Annotated in this window: 18 protein-coding genes, 1 tRNA gene and 1 pseudogene; 4 read left to right on the top strand and 16 right to left on the bottom strand. The window is 63.8% G+C overall.

What is annotated here, in order from left to right; genetic code table 11:
- Positions 1-131: 131 nt before the first annotated feature.
- Both nadA and NJF35_RS02300 read right to left on the bottom strand, forming a co-directional pair.
- Positions 132-1,190, bottom strand: coding sequence for a quinolinate synthase NadA (nadA, locus tag NJF35_RS02305; RefSeq protein WP_225787407.1), 1,059 nt, complete (start codon positions 1,188-1,190; stop codon positions 132-134).
- A gap of 328 nt (positions 1,191-1,518) precedes the next feature.
- Positions 1,519-3,027 (bottom strand): YdgA family protein, encoded by a 1,509-nt coding sequence (locus NJF35_RS02300; RefSeq protein ID WP_253079953.1) that lies wholly within the window; start codon positions 3,025-3,027, stop codon positions 1,519-1,521.
- A 441-nt stretch (positions 3,028-3,468) separates the two neighbouring features.
- On the opposite strand from NJF35_RS02300, the gene NJF35_RS02295 reads away from it, so the two are divergent.
- The 4 genes and pseudogenes from NJF35_RS02295 to NJF35_RS02285 all read left to right on the top strand — a co-directional run bounded on the left by NJF35_RS02295 (position 3,469) and on the right by NJF35_RS02285 (position 6,941).
- Positions 3,469-3,657, top strand: a complete 189-nt coding sequence (locus tag NJF35_RS02295; protein ID WP_225787405.1) for a hypothetical protein — start codon at positions 3,469-3,471, stop codon at positions 3,655-3,657.
- Between the two features lie 63 nt (positions 3,658-3,720).
- Positions 3,721-4,983, top strand: a pseudogene (locus NJF35_RS24785) (HAMP domain-containing protein); the annotation flags it as partial.
- 102 nt (positions 4,984-5,085) lie between these two features.
- A complete protein-coding gene (locus tag NJF35_RS24780; RefSeq protein WP_410046050.1) occupies positions 5,086-5,841 on the top strand; it encodes a methyl-accepting chemotaxis protein in 756 nt (251 codons plus the stop codon).
- A gap of 140 nt (positions 5,842-5,981) precedes the next feature.
- Positions 5,982-6,941: a cation diffusion facilitator family transporter gene (locus tag NJF35_RS02285; RefSeq protein WP_225787403.1), complete on the top strand. Its 960-nt coding sequence runs from the start codon at positions 5,982-5,984 to the stop codon at positions 6,939-6,941.
- A 773-nt stretch (positions 6,942-7,714) separates the two neighbouring features.
- Here the strand turns inward: NJF35_RS02285 and NJF35_RS02280 are convergent.
- The 14 genes from NJF35_RS02280 to NJF35_RS02215 form a co-directional block, all read right to left on the bottom strand.
- A tRNA-Lys gene (locus NJF35_RS02280) sits at positions 7,715-7,790 on the bottom strand.
- A 61-nt stretch (positions 7,791-7,851) separates the two neighbouring features.
- On the bottom strand, positions 7,852-8,526 hold the full coding sequence (gene queC / locus NJF35_RS02275; RefSeq protein ID WP_253090637.1) for a 7-cyano-7-deazaguanine synthase QueC: 675 nt from the start codon (positions 8,524-8,526) through the stop codon (positions 7,852-7,854).
- Positions 8,527-8,540: 14 nt separating this feature from the next.
- On the bottom strand, positions 8,541-9,188 hold the full coding sequence (gene queE, locus NJF35_RS02270) for a 7-carboxy-7-deazaguanine synthase QueE (RefSeq protein WP_225787401.1): 648 nt from the start codon (positions 9,186-9,188) through the stop codon (positions 8,541-8,543).
- Between the two features lie 159 nt (positions 9,189-9,347).
- Positions 9,348-10,154 carry a tol-pal system protein YbgF gene (ybgF, locus tag NJF35_RS02265; protein WP_225787400.1) on the bottom strand — a complete coding sequence of 269 codons (807 nt, stop codon included), beginning with the start codon at positions 10,152-10,154 and terminating at the stop codon, positions 9,348-9,350.
- Between the two features lie 6 nt (positions 10,155-10,160).
- Positions 10,161-10,658 (bottom strand): peptidoglycan-associated lipoprotein Pal, encoded by a 498-nt coding sequence (pal, locus tag NJF35_RS02260; RefSeq protein WP_225787399.1) that lies wholly within the window; start codon positions 10,656-10,658, stop codon positions 10,161-10,163.
- Positions 10,659-10,711: 53 nt separating this feature from the next.
- Positions 10,712-11,983, bottom strand: coding sequence for a Tol-Pal system beta propeller repeat protein TolB (tolB, locus tag NJF35_RS02255; protein WP_225787470.1), 1,272 nt, complete (start codon positions 11,981-11,983; stop codon positions 10,712-10,714).
- Positions 11,984-12,009: 26 nt separating this feature from the next.
- Positions 12,010-13,044 carry a cell envelope integrity protein TolA gene (gene tolA, locus NJF35_RS02250; protein WP_410900170.1) on the bottom strand — a complete coding sequence of 345 codons (1,035 nt, stop codon included), beginning with the start codon at positions 13,042-13,044 and terminating at the stop codon, positions 12,010-12,012.
- On the bottom strand, positions 13,041-13,493 hold the full coding sequence (gene tolR, locus NJF35_RS02245; protein ID WP_253090636.1) for a protein TolR: 453 nt from the start codon (positions 13,491-13,493) through the stop codon (positions 13,041-13,043). Before tolR ends, tolA begins: the two co-directional genes overlap by 4 nt.
- A gap of 14 nt (positions 13,494-13,507) precedes the next feature.
- Positions 13,508-14,203 (bottom strand): protein TolQ, encoded by a 696-nt coding sequence (tolQ, locus tag NJF35_RS02240; protein WP_225787397.1) that lies wholly within the window; start codon positions 14,201-14,203, stop codon positions 13,508-13,510.
- 2 nt (positions 14,204-14,205) lie between these two features.
- Complete coding sequence (gene ybgC, locus NJF35_RS02235) at positions 14,206-14,658, bottom strand: tol-pal system-associated acyl-CoA thioesterase (RefSeq protein ID WP_225787396.1); 453 nt, start codon at positions 14,656-14,658, stop codon at positions 14,206-14,208.
- A 125-nt stretch (positions 14,659-14,783) separates the two neighbouring features.
- Entirely contained in the window at positions 14,784-15,830 is a 1,047-nt protein-coding gene (gene ruvB, locus NJF35_RS02230) for a Holliday junction branch migration DNA helicase RuvB (protein ID WP_225787395.1), read from the bottom strand.
- Entirely contained in the window at positions 15,827-16,444 is a 618-nt protein-coding gene (ruvA, locus tag NJF35_RS02225; protein ID WP_225787394.1) for a Holliday junction branch migration protein RuvA, read from the bottom strand. The genes ruvB and ruvA overlap by 4 nt, the downstream gene beginning before the upstream one ends.
- Before the next feature lie 108 nt (positions 16,445-16,552).
- Positions 16,553-17,077, bottom strand: coding sequence for a crossover junction endodeoxyribonuclease RuvC (gene ruvC / locus NJF35_RS02220; RefSeq protein WP_225787393.1), 525 nt, complete (start codon positions 17,075-17,077; stop codon positions 16,553-16,555).
- A gap of 194 nt (positions 17,078-17,271) precedes the next feature.
- Complete coding sequence (locus NJF35_RS02215; RefSeq protein ID WP_253090635.1) at positions 17,272-18,024, bottom strand: YebC/PmpR family DNA-binding transcriptional regulator; 753 nt, start codon at positions 18,022-18,024, stop codon at positions 17,272-17,274.
- Between the last annotated feature and the right edge of the window lie 39 nt (positions 18,025-18,063).

The following is an 18,063-nucleotide window of genomic DNA, read 5'->3' as shown; positions in this document are numbered from 1 at the left end:
GGGCCGCTTCGCGCCCCATCGCTGGCAAGCCAGCTCCCACATGGGGTCTGCGGCGTTCACCAATCATGTGCTCTGCAGAGACCCTGTGGGAGCTGGCTTGCCAGCGATGGGGCGCGAAGCGGCCCCTTGCCTCACGCGTTGCCGGATAGCTTCAGCCGCGCCGCCTGGGTGAAGTCGAGCATACGGTTGAGCGGCTTGATCGCCTTGGGGATGAGCGCCGGATCGACGAAGATCTCGTTGCTGCCCTTGCGCAGGCAATCCAAGGTGCGCTCCAAGGTGTTCATGGCCATCCACGGGCAATGGGCGCAACTGCGGCAGGCGGCGCCATTGCCGGCGGTGGGGGCCTCGACGAATTCCTTGTCCGGGCACAACTGCTGCATCTTGTAGAAGATGCCACGGTCGGTGGCGACGATGAAGGTCTTGTTCGGCAGGGTCTGGGCAGCCTTGATCAACTGGCTGGTGGAGCCCACCGCGTCGGCCAGTTCGATCACCGACTCAGGCGACTCGGGATGGACCAGGATCGCCGCGTCCGGGTACAGCGCCTTCATGTCCGCCAGCTGGCGCGACTTGAATTCTTCGTGGACGATGCAAGCGCCATCCCAGAGCAGCATGTCGGCACCGGTCTGCTTCTGGATGTAGCGGCCCAGGTGCTGGTCCGGGCCCCAGATGATGGTTTCGCCGTTGTCCATAAGGCTCTCGACGATCTCCAGCGCGCAACTGGAAGTCACCACCCAGTCGGCCCGCGCCTTCACCGCTGCCGAGGTGTTGGCATACACCACCACGGTACGCTCCGGATGCTGGTCACAGAAGGCCGAGAACTCTTCCACCGGGCACCCCAGGTCAAGGGAGCAGGTGGCGTCCAGGGTCGGCATCAGCACACGCTTTTCCGGGGTGAGGATCTTCGCCGTCTCGCCCATGAAGCGCACCCCCGCGACCACCACGGTGCTGGCCGAGTGGTTCTTGCCGAAACGGGCCATCTCCAGCGAGTCGGATACGCAGCCACCGGTCTCCTCGGCCAGTGCCTGGATCACCGGGTCGCAGTAGTAGTGGGCGACCAGAACGGCATTCTGGGCCTTGAGTTCGGCAGCGATGGCCGCACGGTATTCGGCCTCCTGCTCGGGCGTCAGCGGATTGGGCTGCTTGGCATCAAGATGGGCTTGAACCAACAGGCGTTCGGAAATCTGGGTCATGATCGCTGGACCTGCGGGCGCATGTGCGCGTCAATCGAGTGTAACACCCGGCCCTGGCAGATCGGCTAACAGGTGCCGGATGGCCAGGCGGGCCATCGCGGCCCATCTGCGGGCACGGATTATTATCGGACGCCGAAGGCTACAGACAATCGAGACAATTCAAAAGCGCTTTTTACCGGGCGAGTGGGTCAGGGCAATCTTCCTGGTCTATTCGTGGCGGTTCGGCGCCTCGACAGGCCTGCTCCCACAAACTGGCGCTGTTTTGTCATCAGCGCTGTGTGGGAGCGGCCTTGTGTCGCTAAAAGGGCGCAGAACACCACCCGGGGTATCAGCCCTGCGGCGCCAACGCAGCCAGGTGGGCATTGAGAAGCATGGCGAACTCCTCGACGGTCATCTTCCGGCCGTTGAAATCGACCATGCCATCGGCATAGTGCAGGCTCGATACCACATCGTCGCCCTCGACCGTGGCCATGCCGCTCTGCAGCGCCATCATGCCGACCATTTCGCCCGCCTGGCTGGACTGCCGGGCGATGAACTGGGCATCGGTCTGGCCCTCGAGCAGCGCCTGCAGGGTCGCCAGGTCGCCGATCATCGGCTTGGACAGTGTCAGCTTGCCCTGCAAGCGGGTGACCAATTGCTTGCCCAACTGCTCAGGCGGCAAGTCGAAGGACGTGGGGCTGGCCAAGTCGACCGCCAGGTTGAAACGGCTCTCGCCATTGGCTGTCTTGAACGACAGGTTCTCCAGGGCCAACTGTGGCTTGGCGGCGAGCATCTTCTGCAGATCGGCCTGGACCTTGGCCTGCTCCTGGGCAGTCATGTCGAGCGACGGCAGGGGCTCACCCTGGGCGGCAGCCTGCTGCACCTGCGGCATCTTGGTCTGGTACCAGGCGAGCAGCGCTTGCATGGCCGGGATATCCAGGGACTTCATGGTCCAGACCATCTCCCCGCTGCCCACGGCACGGCCGGCATAAGTGATATCGGCGACCTTGTATTCCAGGCGGCCGGACAGCTTGTCCTGGCCTTCGGCGTCGTAGCGGTTGTTCTGCTCCAGCCCCTTGAGCACCAGTACATCCTGCTGCGGCCCGAGGGTGACCTGGGTCTCGGCCAGGGCCAGGTCGAGGTTGCCCACGTAGATCATGTCGTGGCCGATCCCGGCCAGGTCACCATCGACCTTGAAGCCGTTGAGCAGGAACTTGATCGGCGGATGCTCGTCACCGGCCAGGTTCATCTCCAGCCTGTCGGCGTGACCGTCGATCTTCACCACCTTGCCGTCGCGATCGCCACGCAGCAGCAGTTGCATGCCAGAGAAGTCGAGGGTGCTGCCGTTCTCCTCGCTGAGCTTGAGTGGCGCCAGGCGGATGTCGCTCTCGATGCCGCCGCCATAGCCCAGGCTGACCTGGCCGGCCAATGGTGTCTTGTCGCCAGCGGCAGTGAACCAGGCTGCGGTGAAGTCGTCCTTCTCCAGCACGCTGTTGCTGGTGGCCATGACCGGCATCAGCTTCAGGGCCTTGATCCGCGACCAGGGAAACGGGCCGTGCTCGATCTGGTCAACGATACCGAGATCGAAGTTCAGCGGCTCGCCCTCGCCCAGCCAGACATCCTTGGCCTTGAGCCGGTAGTGCGCGGTACTGGTGAAAAAGCGCTGCTCGAGCGAGGCCAGTTCGAGGGTCATGCTGCCACCGGTGCCGGCCATGGTCTTTTGCAACTGCTCGTTGCCACGGGCGACGGAGCGCTCCAGTTCCGCGGGCAGGTGCGTGCCGGTGTACCAGGCGCCAGCAGTGGTTGCGACGGCGATGACAACGGCCAGGCCGGAAAGGATGCCTACTGATTTCTTCATGAATAGAACCGATTGCTGTCCATAAGGGCGGGATGCGCGGCACAGGGCGCGACGCGGTGCACCAAGATTACCATTGTCCGCAGCACGGGCGGCGGCCCTGCCTGGGAAATTGCACCTTGCGTCGCAATCGTTAATTTTTTTGAACGCAAAAATCTATATAAATCACCTTTTACATGCAAAAACCCCTAATTAAATCGTTAAACACACCGATAATTTTCTGTAAAAGTAATAATTTGTCGTATTACACTTGACACATAGACACCTTTCGTTTTTTATTTTTCCCACCCAGCTCCGCGCCCAACATAACGAAGAAGAACAGCGCTGCCATGACCCCCATCCGCCCCTGCCCTCACGCGCCACCTCCTACGTTGCCCCCCTGCCAGCCCTGATACAGGCAAACCCGCCGCGCCAGCTCCCGCTCCTACAAGAAAGGTGAACAACATGGAGCCCACCCGCTCGCCCTTGCCGCGCCCGTCACCCGCCGCAGAAGGTGATCCCCGGCGGCTGTTCGCCCGCCTGCACCCGCGCCACAAGACGCCGGCAGTGAATATCGTCGTGGTTGGCGTGCTATACCTGACCTGGCTGACAAAGGCCTTCCGGGTAGCGCCACCGAGCTATATCGCCGAATGAGACCCTGCCGACAACGCCCGCGCCAGAGCGCGGGCGTTGTCTTCGATCGAGAAGGAAAGCCCCATGCCCCTGCGCCGCCTCTCCATCCAATGGAAGATCACCCTCCTCGCCGGCCTGTGCCTGGTGGCCATCGTCGCCCTGCTGGTGGCCACGTCGCTGACCCAGGCCCGGCGTAGTGCGGTGCAGGTCTTCCAAGCCAACACCGAGCTACTCGACCATGGTGCCCGCCTGCGCCTGCAGGCCCACGCCGAGACCCAGGCCCTGCGCATCGAGCGCTACTTCATGGATGCCTATCAGTACGGCAACGGCTTCGCCCGCCTGGTGCAGGTACTCAAGGCGCATGGCAATACCGACCTGCGCAGCGAACTGGTCACCCAGGCGCGCGCCGCACTGGCCGCGAACCCGGAGCTGATCGGCCTGTACCTGGTATTCCAACCCGACGCCCTGGACCAGCAGGACACCCGCTTCATCGGCCAGGACGCACTGGGCAGCAACGACAGCGGCCGCTTCTCGCTGTACTGGTCGCAACCCCGCCCCGGCACCCTGGAGGCCGAGGCCATGCCCGAATCGATGCTCGCCGATACCAGCCCCGCCGCCAACGGCTCGCCCTACAACCGCTGGCTGACCTGCCCCCAGGAAACGGCCAGGGCCTGCGTGCTCGACCCGTATTTCGACGAGGTCAACGGCCACCAGGTACTGATGACCAGCATCGCCCTGCCCTTGCTGGAGGGTGGCAAGGTGATCGGCGTGGTCGGCCTGGACATCGGCCTGGACAACCTGCAGCAATTGAGCCTGGCCGGTCGCCAGGAACTGTTCGACGGCCGGGGAGAGGTCAGTATCGTCAGCCCCGCAGGCCTGCTGGCCGGGCACAGCCGCGACAATACGCAATTGAGCAAGCCGCTGGAGCGGGCCTTCGACGACCGCTCCCTGGCCGACACCCTGCGCACCGGCCAGGCGCTGGAGCGTCTGGATGACGGCCTGATGCACATCTCCCGGCCATTCGCGCCGATCCCCGACGCAGCGCCCTGGCAGGTGCTGCTGGAACTCCCGGAGCCCGTGCTGCAGGCGCCAGCCATCGCCCTCAACCAGCGCCTGGACGCGTACAACCAACAGGCCAACCTCACCAGCCTGCTGATCGGCCTGGCCGCCGCCGTGCTCGGGCTGTTGCTGGTCTGGCTGACCGCCCGGGGCGTGACCCGGCCGATTCTCGCCGTGGCCGAGCGCCTGCGCGACATCGCCAGCGGCGAAGGCGACCTGACCCGGCGCCTGGACTATGCCAGGGACGACGAACTGGGCCAGTTGAGCGCGTGGTTCAACCGCTTCCTCGACAAGCTCCAGCCGGTGATCGCCCAGGTCAAGGGCTCGCTGCAGGAAGCCCGCGGCACCGCCGACCAGTCTGCCGCCATCGCCAGCCAGACCAGCAGCGGCATGCAACAGCAGCAGCGGGAGATCGAGCAAGTAGCCACCGCCGCCAACGAGATGAGCGCCACCGCCCACGACGTCGCCCATAACGCGGCCCAGGCGGCCCAAGCCGCGCGCGGTGCCGACCAGGCCACGCGCGAGGGCCTGGAACTGGTCGCCGCCACCCGCCAGGCCATCGACCGGCTGGCGGACGACATGGACACGGCCATGGGCCAGGCCCGTTCGCTGGCAGGGCGTAGCGAGCAGATCGGCTCGGTGCTCGAGGTGATCCGGACCATCGCCGAGCAGACCAACCTGCTGGCGCTCAACGCCGCCATCGAGGCTGCCCGTGCAGGCGAAGCCGGCCGTGGCTTCGCCGTGGTCGCCGACGAAGTGCGCAGCCTGGCCCAACGTACCCAGGTCTCGGTGGAGGAGATCCGCCAGGTGATCGAAGGCCTGCAACAAGGTACCCATGACGTGGTCGGCGCCATGAACGAGAGCCAGCGCCAGGCTCAGGACAGCGCCACGCGAATGGAACAGGCCCTGCCCGCCCTGCAGCGTATCGGCGAGGCGGTGGCGGTGATCAGCGACATGAACCTGCAGATCGCTTCGGCCGCCGAGGAACAGAGCGCCGTGGCCGAGGAGGTCAACCGCAACGTGGCTGGCATCCGCGACGTGACCGAGTCGCTATCTGGCCAGGCGGACGAGTCGGCACGGATCAGCCAGGCACTGAACCGCCTGGCCAACCAGCAACAGGCATTGATGGAACAGTTTCGCGTCTAGCCTGTAGCGGCCCATTCGCGGACAAGCCCGCTTCCACAGGCTCGGTACCGCTCTCAGGAACGGCGCGGTCTGCGTGGGAGCGGGCTTGCCCGCGAATGGACCAGTACAAGCACCCCGGCACCACCTGAATGAGCCCGATCATGGAAACACCGAGCAAAACCCCACTCTTCGACCTGAATAGCGAACAGGGCCTGCTACGCATGTCCATCGCCGTGACCCTGTTCATCGCCAGCATCGGCATCGCTTTCGGTCTGGCCTCGGGCTCGTTCTCAATCATTTTCGACGGCGTGTATTCGCTGGTCGACGCCAGCATGAGCGGCCTGTCCCTGGTGGTGGTCAGGTTGATCACCGCCCACGCCAGGGCCACGCAGCTCTCACGCAAGCTGCGCGAACGCTTCACCATGGGGTTCTGGCACCTGGAGCCGATGGTCCTGGCACTCAATGGCATCCTGCTCACTGGCGTGGCCATCTATGCCTTGATCAACGCCGTCAGCAGCCTGCTCGAAGGCGGCCGTGAACTGGAATTCGGCGTGGCGCTGGTCTATGCGCTGGTCACCGTCGCCGCCTGCGTGGCCATCGCCGTCGTCGAGGCCCGCGCCAACCGTGGGATCGGCTCTGACTTCGTGCGCATGGACGTCAAGGGCTGGGTGATGTCGGCCAGCATCACCGCCGCGCTACTGGTCGCCTTCTGTTTCGGCTATGCGGTGCAGGGCACGAAGTGGCAATGGCTCTCGCCGTACATCGACCCAGCCGTGCTGGCCCTGGTCTGCCTGGTCATCATCCCGCTGCCGATGTCGGTGGTGCGCCAGGCGCTGGCGGACATGTTCCTGGTGACCCCGAGCGACCTGAAGCAGCATGTCGACGAAGTCGCCCAGACCTTCGTCAGCCGGCACGGCCTGCAATCCTATCGTGCCTATGTCGCCAAGGTCGGACGCTCGCGGGAGATCGAACTGTACTTCATCGTACCGGCCACCCTGGCAGCCAGGACGATCGCCGAGTGGGACGCCCTGCGCGACGAGATCGGCGCGGCCATCGGCGGCGAAGGGCCGGATCGCTGGCTCACGGTGGTGTTCACCGGCGACCCGGAATGGGCCGAGTAGAACACCGGCAATCGCGAGCGGCTTGCAGGGAGCACGGGCATCACCGTGCAGGCCATCCGTTCTTCGACAGGGAAAATATTTCAGTTGCCATTTTGGGGGCCGCTTCGCGCCCCATCGCCGGCAAGCCGGCTCCCACAAGACCGGCGGCGCTCAAAAATCACGGGCCATGCAGAGCCCCTCTGTGGGAGCCGGCTTGCCGGCGATGGGCTGCAGCGCAGCCCCAATGCCACTTAACCGACTGGCATTGACCTCAACGCCTGGCCAAAAGCCAAAATATGAAAGCCACTTTCAAAGCACAAAAAATAAGTTTTGCAGGCTTTACGCCCAGGCGAAACCTCGCCATCAACTTGACGAACCCACCCTCGACAGGCGCCATCTTCCATAATCGGCCCAAGAAGAGCCCCAACGGAAAAGCCCACGCGCTTGGCGCGATAAAATCCTTGTACTTCTGGCCACAAAATGGGCAGATGGAGTACGAAGGCTCCCCATCCCTGAAGACGACCCTTGGCACCATTTGGTGACGGCAACTCTGGCACTCAGCCAATCGCTTGGAGGCATCCACTTCCCGCCACTCCATGATAGCTAGGTAGCATCAAGGTATACCCGATGCCATAACGGTAAGACAATCACTGAGCCCCCGAGAAAGATCAAATGGATCTGGAACCAGGGAACGCAATACAGCAGCCGTCACCCGCCGCATGAGCCCAAACCCTTGATTTTTCTGGAGCAGAAATGAAATAGCCCACCATGATAGGTGGGCTATTTCATATATATGGTGGGTCGTGAAGGACTCGAACCTTCGACCAATTGGTTAAAAGCCAACTGCTCTACCAACTGAGCTAACGACCCGTTGGATGGCGCGTATAATACTGATTTCTAACGGGAAATCAACACCCCATCGCAACTTTTTTCAAAAATAGTTCGTCGGATCCTCGACACCGGCCGCCTTGAAGCCTTCGGCGCGCAGGCGGCAGCTGTCGCATTTGCCGCAAGCGCGGCCCTGATCGTCGGCCTGGTAGCAGGAAACCGTAAGACTGTAGTCCACGCCACGGGCGATACCGGCCTGGATGATCTGCGCCTTGCTCAAGTTCTGCAGCGGTGCCTGGATACGGAAGCCCTGCCCCTCGACCCCGGCCTTGGTCGCCAGGTTGGCCATGCGCTCGAAAGCCTCGACGAATTCCGGGCGGCAGTCCGGGTAACCGGAGTAGTCCACGGCGTTGACACCGATGAAAATGTCACGGGCCTCCAGCACCTCTGCCCAGCCCAGGGCCAGGGACAGGAACACCGTGTTGCGGGCCGGCACGTAGGTCACCGGGATGCCGTCGCCCGGCGCCTCGGGCACGTCGATGCTGCTGTCGGTCAGGGCCGAACCACCGATACCGTTGAGGTTCAGACCGATCACCTTGTGCTCGATCACGCCCAGGTCACGGGCGACCCGAGCCGCGGCGTCGAGTTCGGCGCGATGGCGCTGACCGTAGTCGAAACTCATGGTGTAGCAGCTGTAGCCTTCGGCCTTGGCCATGGCCACCACAGTGGCCGAGTCCAGGCCACCGGAAAGCAGGATTACCGCGCGTTTTTCTGTCATGTCTTTTTCTCCTGTCAGCGGCCCGGCTCGTCATTCCACAGCAGCTTGTGCAACTGCAGCTGGAAGCGCACGGGCAGGTTGTCGGCGACGATCCAGTCGGCAAGCGCCGTGGCATCGACCTGGTGATGGCTGGGCGAGAACAGCACCTCGCCGGCCCGCTGGTCGAGGTTGTACTGGATCAGCTTCGATACCGCCCAGTCGTAGTCCTCGCGGGAACAGATGACGAACTTGACCTGGTCGTTGCGCGTCAGGTGCTCGATGTTCTCGTAGCGGTTGCGGTGCGCCTCCTCGGAGCCGGGCGTCTTGAGGTCGACCACACGGCTCACGCGGCTATCGACCCGGGAGATGTCCAGGGCACCGCTGGTTTCCAGCGATACCTCGTAGCCGGCATCGCACAGCCGCTCGAGCAAGGGCAGCGCGTTGGGCTGGGCCAGCGGTTCGCCGCCGGTGACGCAGACGTAGCGTGGCCGGAAACCGGCCACCTGCTCGAGAATGGAGTCGAGGGTGCGAATGCTGCCGCCACTGAAGGCATAGGCACTGTCGCAGTACTGGCAGCGCAGGGGACAGCCGGTCAGGCGCACGAAAACGGTGGGCAGCCCAGCCGTTCGCGTTTCACCCTGCAAAGAGTAAAAGACTTCGGTGATGCGTAATGTGTCTTGCATGGTCGCCACGGGCGTGACAGCTGAACAGGCCATCCGCCTCCGTCAGGCACTGTCGCGGACTCGACATGGCGTTATCCGCGGCAGCGTGTTTACGTAAAAGGGCCAAGATTCTAACGAAAAAACCCGCGACGAGCGCGGGTTTCTTTCGAACGGCGATGCTCAGAGCTTCTGCAGGTCGCGCTGGGCCAGTTGCGCGGCGGAGGTGCCGGGGTACTGGGTGATGACCTGCTGGAGGATGCCCTTGACCTTGTCGGTGTGGCCGAGGCGACGTTCGACATCGGCCAGCTTGTACAGCGAGTCAGGCACCTTGCTGTGCTTGGGGTACAGCTGGCTGACCTTGGCGAAGGCCTGGCCGGCGCCTTGCAGGTCGCCTTTGGCCAGGTTCACCTCGCCGAGCCAGTACTGGGCGTTGCCGGCGTACTGGCTGTTGGGGTACTTGCGCAGGAAGGCGTTGAAGGCCTGGCTGGCCTTGTCGAAGTCCTTCTGCTTGATCAGGTCGAAAGCCGCGTCGTAGTAGAGCTTCTCTTTCGCCGGATCACCTGGTTCGCTGCTGGCGGCCGGTTGTTGGGCGGCGGCGCCAGCGGCAGCACCGGCGGCGGCACCCGGTGCGCCGCCAGTGGAGGAATTCTCGGGAGTCGCGGCAGGTGCGACACCACTGTTGATGCGACGGTCCAGATCCTGGTAGCGCTCCAGGTTCTCCTGCTTCATGCGGGCCACATCGTTCTGCAGCTCTTCGATGATGCCCTGCTGGCGGGAAATCTGGTCCTGCATCTGCTGCAGCTGCATGAACAGCTGGCCCTGTGCAGAGGCGGGAGTCGAAGCCCCCACCCCGGCATAGGCGCCGCTCGTGCCATAACCCGCAGGCGGATAGCCGCCCGCGTTGTCATCTACTACGGGAACCGCAGCCCATGCCGAAAGCGGCAGGCTGAGTGCGAGGACGGTTACAGCACGACGGCACATACGCATGGCAAATTACTTGCGCAGCTCTACGCGACGGTTCTGAGCCCAGGACTGCTCGTCGTGGCCGGTGGCAACCGGACGCTCTTCACCGTAGGAAACCAGTTCCAGCTGGGCAGGGGAAACGCCCTGCAGGACCAGGTAGCGCTGAACGGCCTTGGCACGACGCTCACCCAGAGCCATGTTGTACTCGCGGGTGCCGCGCTCGTCGGTGTTGCCTTCCAGGACAACGCGGTTGCCGTTGGCTTTCAGGTCCTTGGCGTGAACGTCCAGGGCGCGCATGGCTTCCGGCTTCAGGTCCGAGCTGTCGTATTCGAAGTAGAAGGTGGTGATTGCGCGCAGGGCGGCTTCTTCGCTCAGGCTGCCATCGACAGCACCGGTGTTGGCGCCGTAGCCAGCGTTCGGGTCGACAGCACCTTCGCCAGAATCGTCACCGCCCTTGGAGGAGCAACCTACAGCCACGGCCATGGCCAGGGCCAGCGCAGCGAATTTACCAAACTTCAGCATTTCCATCGTGAAACTCCTAATGAAACCCCAGTGTGTTAAGCAAAAATGTTACGCCGCAATCAGTTCAGGTAAGGGGACCAGGACGGTTCTCTGACTTCGCCTTGAGCGGTGGGAAGTGGGAGCCTCACGCGTCCATTGAGCGAGACGAGCATCAAGACTCCCCGGCCCTGCTGGCGGGTGGCGTAGATTAGCATGGTGCCGTTTGGCGCAACAGTGGGGGACTCGTCGAGACTGGTCTCGGACAGAATCTTTACACTTCCGCGCTGCAGGTCCTGGGCCGCCACCTTGAAGTTGGTGAAACCCTGCTGGCGATGGATCATCACCAGGGTCTTCTCGTCCGCCGAAAGTTTCGGGTTGGCGTTGTAGTTACCCACGAAGGTCACGCGCTCGGCACCACCGCCACTGACCGACGTCTTGTAGATCTGCGGCTTGCCGCCACGGTCGGAGGTGAAGTACAGGGTGTTGCCATCCTTGCCCCAGAACGGCTCGGTGTTGATGCCCGGGCCGGCGGTGACGCGGCTGATCTGGCGCGAGGCCACGTTCATCACGTAGATGTCCGGGTTGCCGTCCTTGGACAGCACGAACGCCAGGCGCGAACCGTCAGGCGACCAGGCCGGGGCACCATTGAGGCCCTCGAAGTTGGTGACCTGCTCGCGGCGGCCGGTGTCGATGTGCTGGATGAAGATGCGCGGCCGGCGCTGCTCGAACGACACGTAGGCGATGCGCTTGCCATCCGGGGCGAAACGCGGCGACAGGATCGGCTCGCGGGACTGCAGCAGGGTCACTGCACGGGCACCGTCGTAGTCCGAGCGCTGCAGGGTGTAGCGGGTGTTGTTGGTGGAGAAGCGCTCGGCGGTCACATACAGCATGCGGGTGGAGAACGCCCCCTTGATGCCGGTGAGCTTCTCGAACGACTGGTCGGCGATGTAGTGGGCCATGTCGCGCAACTGGTCGACGCCGCCGGCGACGCTGCCGGTCAGCACTTGCTGCTCGGTGGCGACGTTGAACAGGGCGTACTGCACCTGCAGGCGGCCACCGGCCGGCACGATGTTGCCGACCATCACGTACTGGGCGCCCAGGGCCTTCCAGTCGCGGAAGATCACTTCGCTGGCCTGGGTCGGCTGGCTGATCATGTTCTGCCGTGGAATCGGCGCGTAGTAGCCAGAGTTGCGCAGGTCGTTGCCGATGATCTCGGCCATGTCTTCCGGCAGCACGCTACCGCCCTGCAGGCCGAACGGCACCACCGCGATAGGCGTTGCCCGGTCGCTGCCGCTGGTGACCAGGATGTTCTTTTCCTCTGCCACGGCCATGCCTGCCACGCAGCAGAGCATGACCAGCAGTCCTCGAAGGAGTTTAATCACAACGATAGATCCTCAGGTGTAAATGTCATCTTGAATGAACGATACGGATTGAACTCGTTCGGCTTCAAGCCCTGCATCTCGGTCAGTCGACCAATGTTCCTCACTGCCGCCACCGCCGAACTGTCGAACGGGCCGTCGCCGCTTGAGCGGGACACGCTGACGTTGGTGATGGTGCCATCCGGCAGCATGTTGATCTGCAGGACTACCGTCATGCCCCTGCGTGCGGATGGCGGACGCGCCCAACCTTCGGCCGCGCGCATGCGGATCAGGTCGTCGAAATCGCCGGCCACCTGGTCGCCCTGCTCGTCGGCCAGCGCCTGCTGCCGCTCGGTGGTGTCGGACAGAAGCTCGGCCAGGGCCTGTGCCTTCTTGTCCTCGGCCGCCTTGCGAGCCGCTTCCTGTGCCTTTTTCTTCTGGGCTTCTGCCGCGGCCTTCTTCTTGGCCTCTTCAGCTGCCTTTTTCTTCGCTTCCTCGGCCGCCGCTTTCTTCTTGGCGTCCTCGGCCGCTTTCTTCTTGGCTTCTTCGGCGGCCTTTTTCTTGGCCTCCTCGGCAGCCTTCTTCTTTTCTTCCTCGGCTTTCTTCTTGGCGATGTCGGCCTGCTGCTTCTCGGCGGCCTTCTTCGCCTCCTCGGCCTTCTTGGCTTCGGCGGCCTTCGCCGCTTCCTCGGCCTTCTTCGCCTCGGCGGCCTCACGGGCCTGCTCGGCCTTTTGAGCAGCCTCGGCTTTCTTTTGTTCCGCGGCCTTCACGGCCTCCTGCTCGACCTTCTTCTGCTCCAGCTGTTCGACTTCGGTCTGGCGCGAGGCGGTTTTCTTCGCCTCCCCGGCAATCTTCTGATTGGTCTGGGTGGTCGCCTGGCTCTTGGACTTGAGCTGGTAGAGCGTGGCCTGGACGATGGGCTTGGAGGGCGGCAGCTCAGGCGTCATGGCAAAGCTGACGAACAGCATGGCGAACACCAGCACATGCAGGCCGATGGCCCAGACACTGGGCCAGAAGTAGCTTTCCGAGGCGGATGGCTCTCGCTGTTGCATCAGGGCGCCTCGGTAATCAGGCCAACGTTTCCGACACCGGCCTTCTGCAACCCGCCCATGGCGCCCATGACAGCACCGTAGTCGACGGCCTTGTCGCCACGGATGAAGACCTGGGTCTGCTTGCCCTGGTCACGGCCGGCGGCAATGATCTTGGTCACGGCGTCGGTCATTTCCGGCAAGGTCATGGCCTTGTCCATCTGCTTGTCGGTATCGACTTCGCCGCCGAGGTTCCAGTAGTAGGTCTTGTCGGCCTTGATCGAAATGGTCAGGATCTGAACGTTGTTGTCCTGCGGCAAGGCTTCGCTGGAAACCTTGGGCAGGTCCACCTTCACGCCCTGGTTGAGCATGGGGGCGGTCACCATGAAGATGACCAGCAGCACCAGCATCACATCGATGTAGGGCACCACGTTCATCTCGGCGACCGGCTTGCGTTTGTGGCGAACTCGGGCCATGGGCTTCTACCTGATCACTCTTCGCTGGTGTGCACTTTGCGGTGCAGGATCGCCTGGAACTCGTCGGCGAACGTGTAGTAACGGCCGATCAGCACTTCACTGCGCGCGGAGAAGCGGTTGTAGGCGATGACCGCCGGGATCGCGGCGAACAGGCCGATCGCGGTGGCGATCAGGGCCTCGGCGATGCCCGGTGCGACGGTGGCGAGGGTGGCCTGTTGGGCACTGGCCAGGCCGCGGAAGGAGTTCATGATGCCCCAGACGGTACCGAACAGGCCGATGTACGGGCTGGTGGAGCCGACGGTGGCGAGGAACGGCAGGCTCTGCTCGAGCTTCTCTTCCTCACGGGAAATGGCCACGCGCATGGCACGGCCCACGCCTTCCATCACCGCATCCGGATCGACGCCAGGTTGCTGGCGCAGGCGCGAGAACTCCTTGAAGCCGGCCCGGAAGACCTGCTCGACGCCCGAATCCGGATCGGGGTTGCTGCCGGCCTGGCGGTACAGCTTGGACAGGTCGATACCCGACCAGAAGCGCTCCTCGAAGGTATCCAGCGCACGACGACCGGCGCGCAGCATGTTGCTGCGCTGGAAGATCATGATCCATGAGGTGACCGAGGCTGCCACCAGGGTCAGCATCACCAGCTGCACCACGATGCTGGCATTGCTGACCAGACTCCACATGGAGGTATGGTCGACGACGTTAGCTTCCACGCTTATTCTCCTGCGTTCGATTGAGTACCCGTGCCGTCCGCCAGGAAGGCGTCGCGCAGTTCTGGGGGTATGGCCCGGGGTTTGAAAGTGTCGGCGCGCACGGCGGCCACCAGGAACTGCCCTTCGCAGAGCAGCACTTCATCCTTTTCCCGCCAGACCTGCTGCACGAAGCGCAGGCTGGCGCGATTCAATTCAAGCACTTGCGCGGTCACCCGCAGCGTATCGTCCAGGCGTGCCGGCGCGTGGTAGCGCGCTTCGCTGGAATGGACCACGAACAACAGGTTCTGGCCGGCCAGTTCGGCCTGGGAGAAGCCCAGGTGGCGCAGCCGTTCGGTACGCGCTCGCTCCATGAATTTCAGGTAGTTGACGTAATACACCACGCCACCTGCGTCGGTGTCCTCGTAATAGACGCGACAGCGGTGTGCGAACGGTTCCAGGCCATTTTGCGCGCGCATACTCTAGTGCTTACTCCTCAGCTTGCCAATCCGCCCCGGCAACTGTTTTTTCATCGATAATGTCGTATTGCCAGCAGGCCGATGGCATGCCAGCGGTAGGACCACGAAAAACCCGATTCGATCTGTCATTCATCGCCCGGGTCGGAAAAATCTCCGCCCTCGGCCAGGCGTCCGGGAATGTTCAGGCCGAAGTGCAGGTAGGCGTGCCGGGTGACCACACGGCCACGGGGTGTGCGCATGATGTAGCCCTGCTGGATCAAGTACGGCTCGAGCACGTCCTCGATGGTATGGCGCTCCTCGCTGATGGCTGCGGCCAGGCTGTCGACCCCCACCGGGCCGCCATCGAACTTCTCGATCATGGTCAGCAGCAGGCGCCGGTCGGAATGGTCGAAGCCGCGCTCGTCCACGTCCAGCAGGTTCAACGCCATGTCGGCCACTGCCTTGGTGATCTGCCCCTTGCCACGCACCTCGGCGTAATCGCGCACACGGCGCAGCAGGCGGTTGGCGATCCGCGGGGTACCGCGGGCGCGGCGGGCGATCTCGAAGGCGCCCTGCTCTTCGATCGGCAGGCCGAGGATGTTGCCGGAACGGCTGACGATGGTGGCCAGGTCGGCGTTGTTGTAGAACTCCAGGCGCTGGACGATGCCGAAGCGGTCGCGCAGCGGGTTGGTCAGCATGCCCGCCCGGGTGGTGGCGCCGACCAGGGTGAAAGGCGGCAGGTCGAGCTTGATCGAACGCGCCGCCGGCCCCTCGCCGATCATGATGTCCAGCTGGAAGTCCTCCATGGCTGGGTACAGCACCTCCTCGACCACCGGTGACAGGCGATGGATCTCGTCGATGAACAGCACGTCATGGGGTTCGAGGTTGGTCAGCAGGGCTGCCAGGTCGCCAGGGCGCTCGAGGATCGGCCCCGATGTGCTCTTGATCGACACGCCCATCTCTTGGGCGATGATGTTGGCCAGGGTGGTCTTGCCCAGCCCGGGCGGGCCGAAGATCAGGGTGTGGTCGAGGGACTCGCCACGGGCGCGGGCGGCCTGGATGAACAGCGCCATCTGCTCGCGCACCACCGGTTGGCCGATGTACTCCTCCAGGCGCAACGGACGGATCGCCCGATCCTGGACTTCCTCGCGGTCACGCCCGCTGGCGGCGATCAGTCGGTCGGCTTCGATCACTTGGCGATCATCCCTTTGAGGCTACGGCGGATCAGCTCTTCGCTGCTCAGGCTGGCCTTGCCTTCGATGGCCGAGACGGCCTTGCTCGCTTCCTGGGGCTTGTAGCCCAGGGAGATCAGCGCACTGACCGCATCGGCCTCGGCGTTGGAGAGACTGGACACCGGCAGCGGGCCGTCGGCGACCAGGGTGAACATGGCCGGCGAGGTTTCCCAGGCCTTGAAGCGGTCCTTGAGCTCGACCAGCAGACGCTCGGCGGTCTTCTTGCCGACACCAGGCACGCGCACCAGCGCCGAGGTGTCCTGGGCCTGGACGCAACGCACCAACTCATCGGCCTCCAGGCCCGACATCAGGGCCAGGGCCAGCTTGGGCCCCACGCCGTTGAGCCGGATCAGCTCACGGAACAGCTCGCGCTCGCGCTTTTCGAAGAAGCCATACAGCAGATGGGCATCCTCGCGCACCACCAGATGGGTATGCAGGGTCACCGTCTCGCCCACCTTGGGCAAGCGATACAGGGTCGTCATGGGGACTTCCAGCTCGTAGCCCAGGCCATTGACATCGACTATCAGGTGCGGCGGCTGCTTTTCCGCCAGGGTGCCGCGCAAACGTCCAATCACGTTCCGATCCTTCCTCTCGGGCGCCGGTCGGCGACCGGACAACCCTATCAGCAAATGCAACGGGTGAACGCTTCACCCGGACAAAATGTGTATCAGGGCATGAAGCCGCTACAGACGCAAGCGCCCGCCGCGTCGTCGCGCCGTGGCCAGGCCGTGGGGCACCAGGCTGGAACGGGTGTGGGCATGACACAGGGCGATGGCCAGGGCGTCGGAGGCATCGACCTGCGGCTTCTGGGTCAGCTTGAGCAAGTGCATGACCATCAGCATCACCTGCTCCTTGTTGGCACCGCCGGTGCCGGCCACTGCCTGCTTGACCTGGCTGGCGCTGTATTCGGCGATCTCCAGCCCCTCTTCCACCGCCGCGACGATGGCCGCGCCCCGGGCTTGACCGAGCTTGAGCGCCGAATCGGCGTTGCGCGCCATGAACACCCGCTCGATGCCCATGGTCACAGGACCATGCAGGCGAATGATCTCACGCACGCCACGAAACACGATCTGCAGCCGCTCCTGCAGCTCGCCGCCACCGGTGCGGATGCAGCCCGACGCCACGTACTCGCAGCCATGCCCGACCTGGCGCACCACGCCGTAGCCGGTAATGCGCGAGCCGGGGTCGATACCAAGAATCAAAGTCATAAGGCCTGCAATGCCGGGGAAATAGGGAAGCCAGGGCTTCGGGAATGGCCAGGGCCCGTCGCTGTCAGTGCTGAGCCTGTACGGGCAGGTCAGGCGGTGCTGGGTCTTGGGGCTGACCGGGACGCCAGGCCGCCGCGAAGGGTCAGCAAGAACGCCTGGCATCCACGCGGCTGGCCCGTGCCTTCCCGACCACCTTAGCCGAGTTTTTCCATGATCTCGTCGGAAATCTCGGCATTGGAGTGGACGTTCTGCACGTCATCCAGGTCTTCGAGCATATCGATCAGCCTGAGCACCTTCTCGGCGCCGTCCTGGTCCAGCTCGGCGGTGGTGCTCGGCTGCATCACGATCTCGGCGTCGGAGCTCTTGTAGCCGGCCTCTTCCAGTGCGCTGCGCACGGCGTAGAAGTCCTGGAACGAGGTGAAGACCTCGAACGAGCCGTCGTCATTGGCCACCACGTCCTCGGCGCCAGCCTCCAGGGCCGCCTCCATCAACGCGTCCTCCTCAAGGCCCAGTTCGGCGGCAAAGCTGATCTGCCCCTTGCGCTCGAACAGGTAGGCCACGGAGCCGTCGGTGCCCAGGTTGCCGCCACACTTGGTGAAGGCGTGGCGCACTGCCGCCGCGGTACGGTTGCGGTTGTCGGTCATGGCCTCGACCATGATCGCCACGCCGCCGGGGCCGTAACCTTCGTAGGTCAGTTCCTCGACATTGTCGTTCTCGGCGGTCCCGGCGCCGCGAGCGATGGCGCGATCGATGACGTCGCGGCTCATGTTGGCGCTCAGGGCCTTGTCCTGGGCCAGGCGCAGACGCGGGTTGGACGCCGGGTCAGGGCCGCCCTGCTTGGCGGCGACGGTCAGTTCGCGGATCCATTTGGTGAAGATCTTGCCTCTCTTGGCATCCTGGCGCCCCTTGCGGTGCTTGATGTTCGCCCATTTGGAATGACCAGCCATATCGACTCCGAATCCTTGAAACACAAACAGGTTCCGCCC

The organism is Pseudomonas guariconensis (assembly GCF_024127895.1).
GTDB lineage: Bacteria > Pseudomonadota > Gammaproteobacteria > Pseudomonadales > Pseudomonadaceae > Aquipseudomonas > Aquipseudomonas guariconensis_B.
This window is presented reverse-complemented; position numbering and strand designations above follow the sequence as displayed.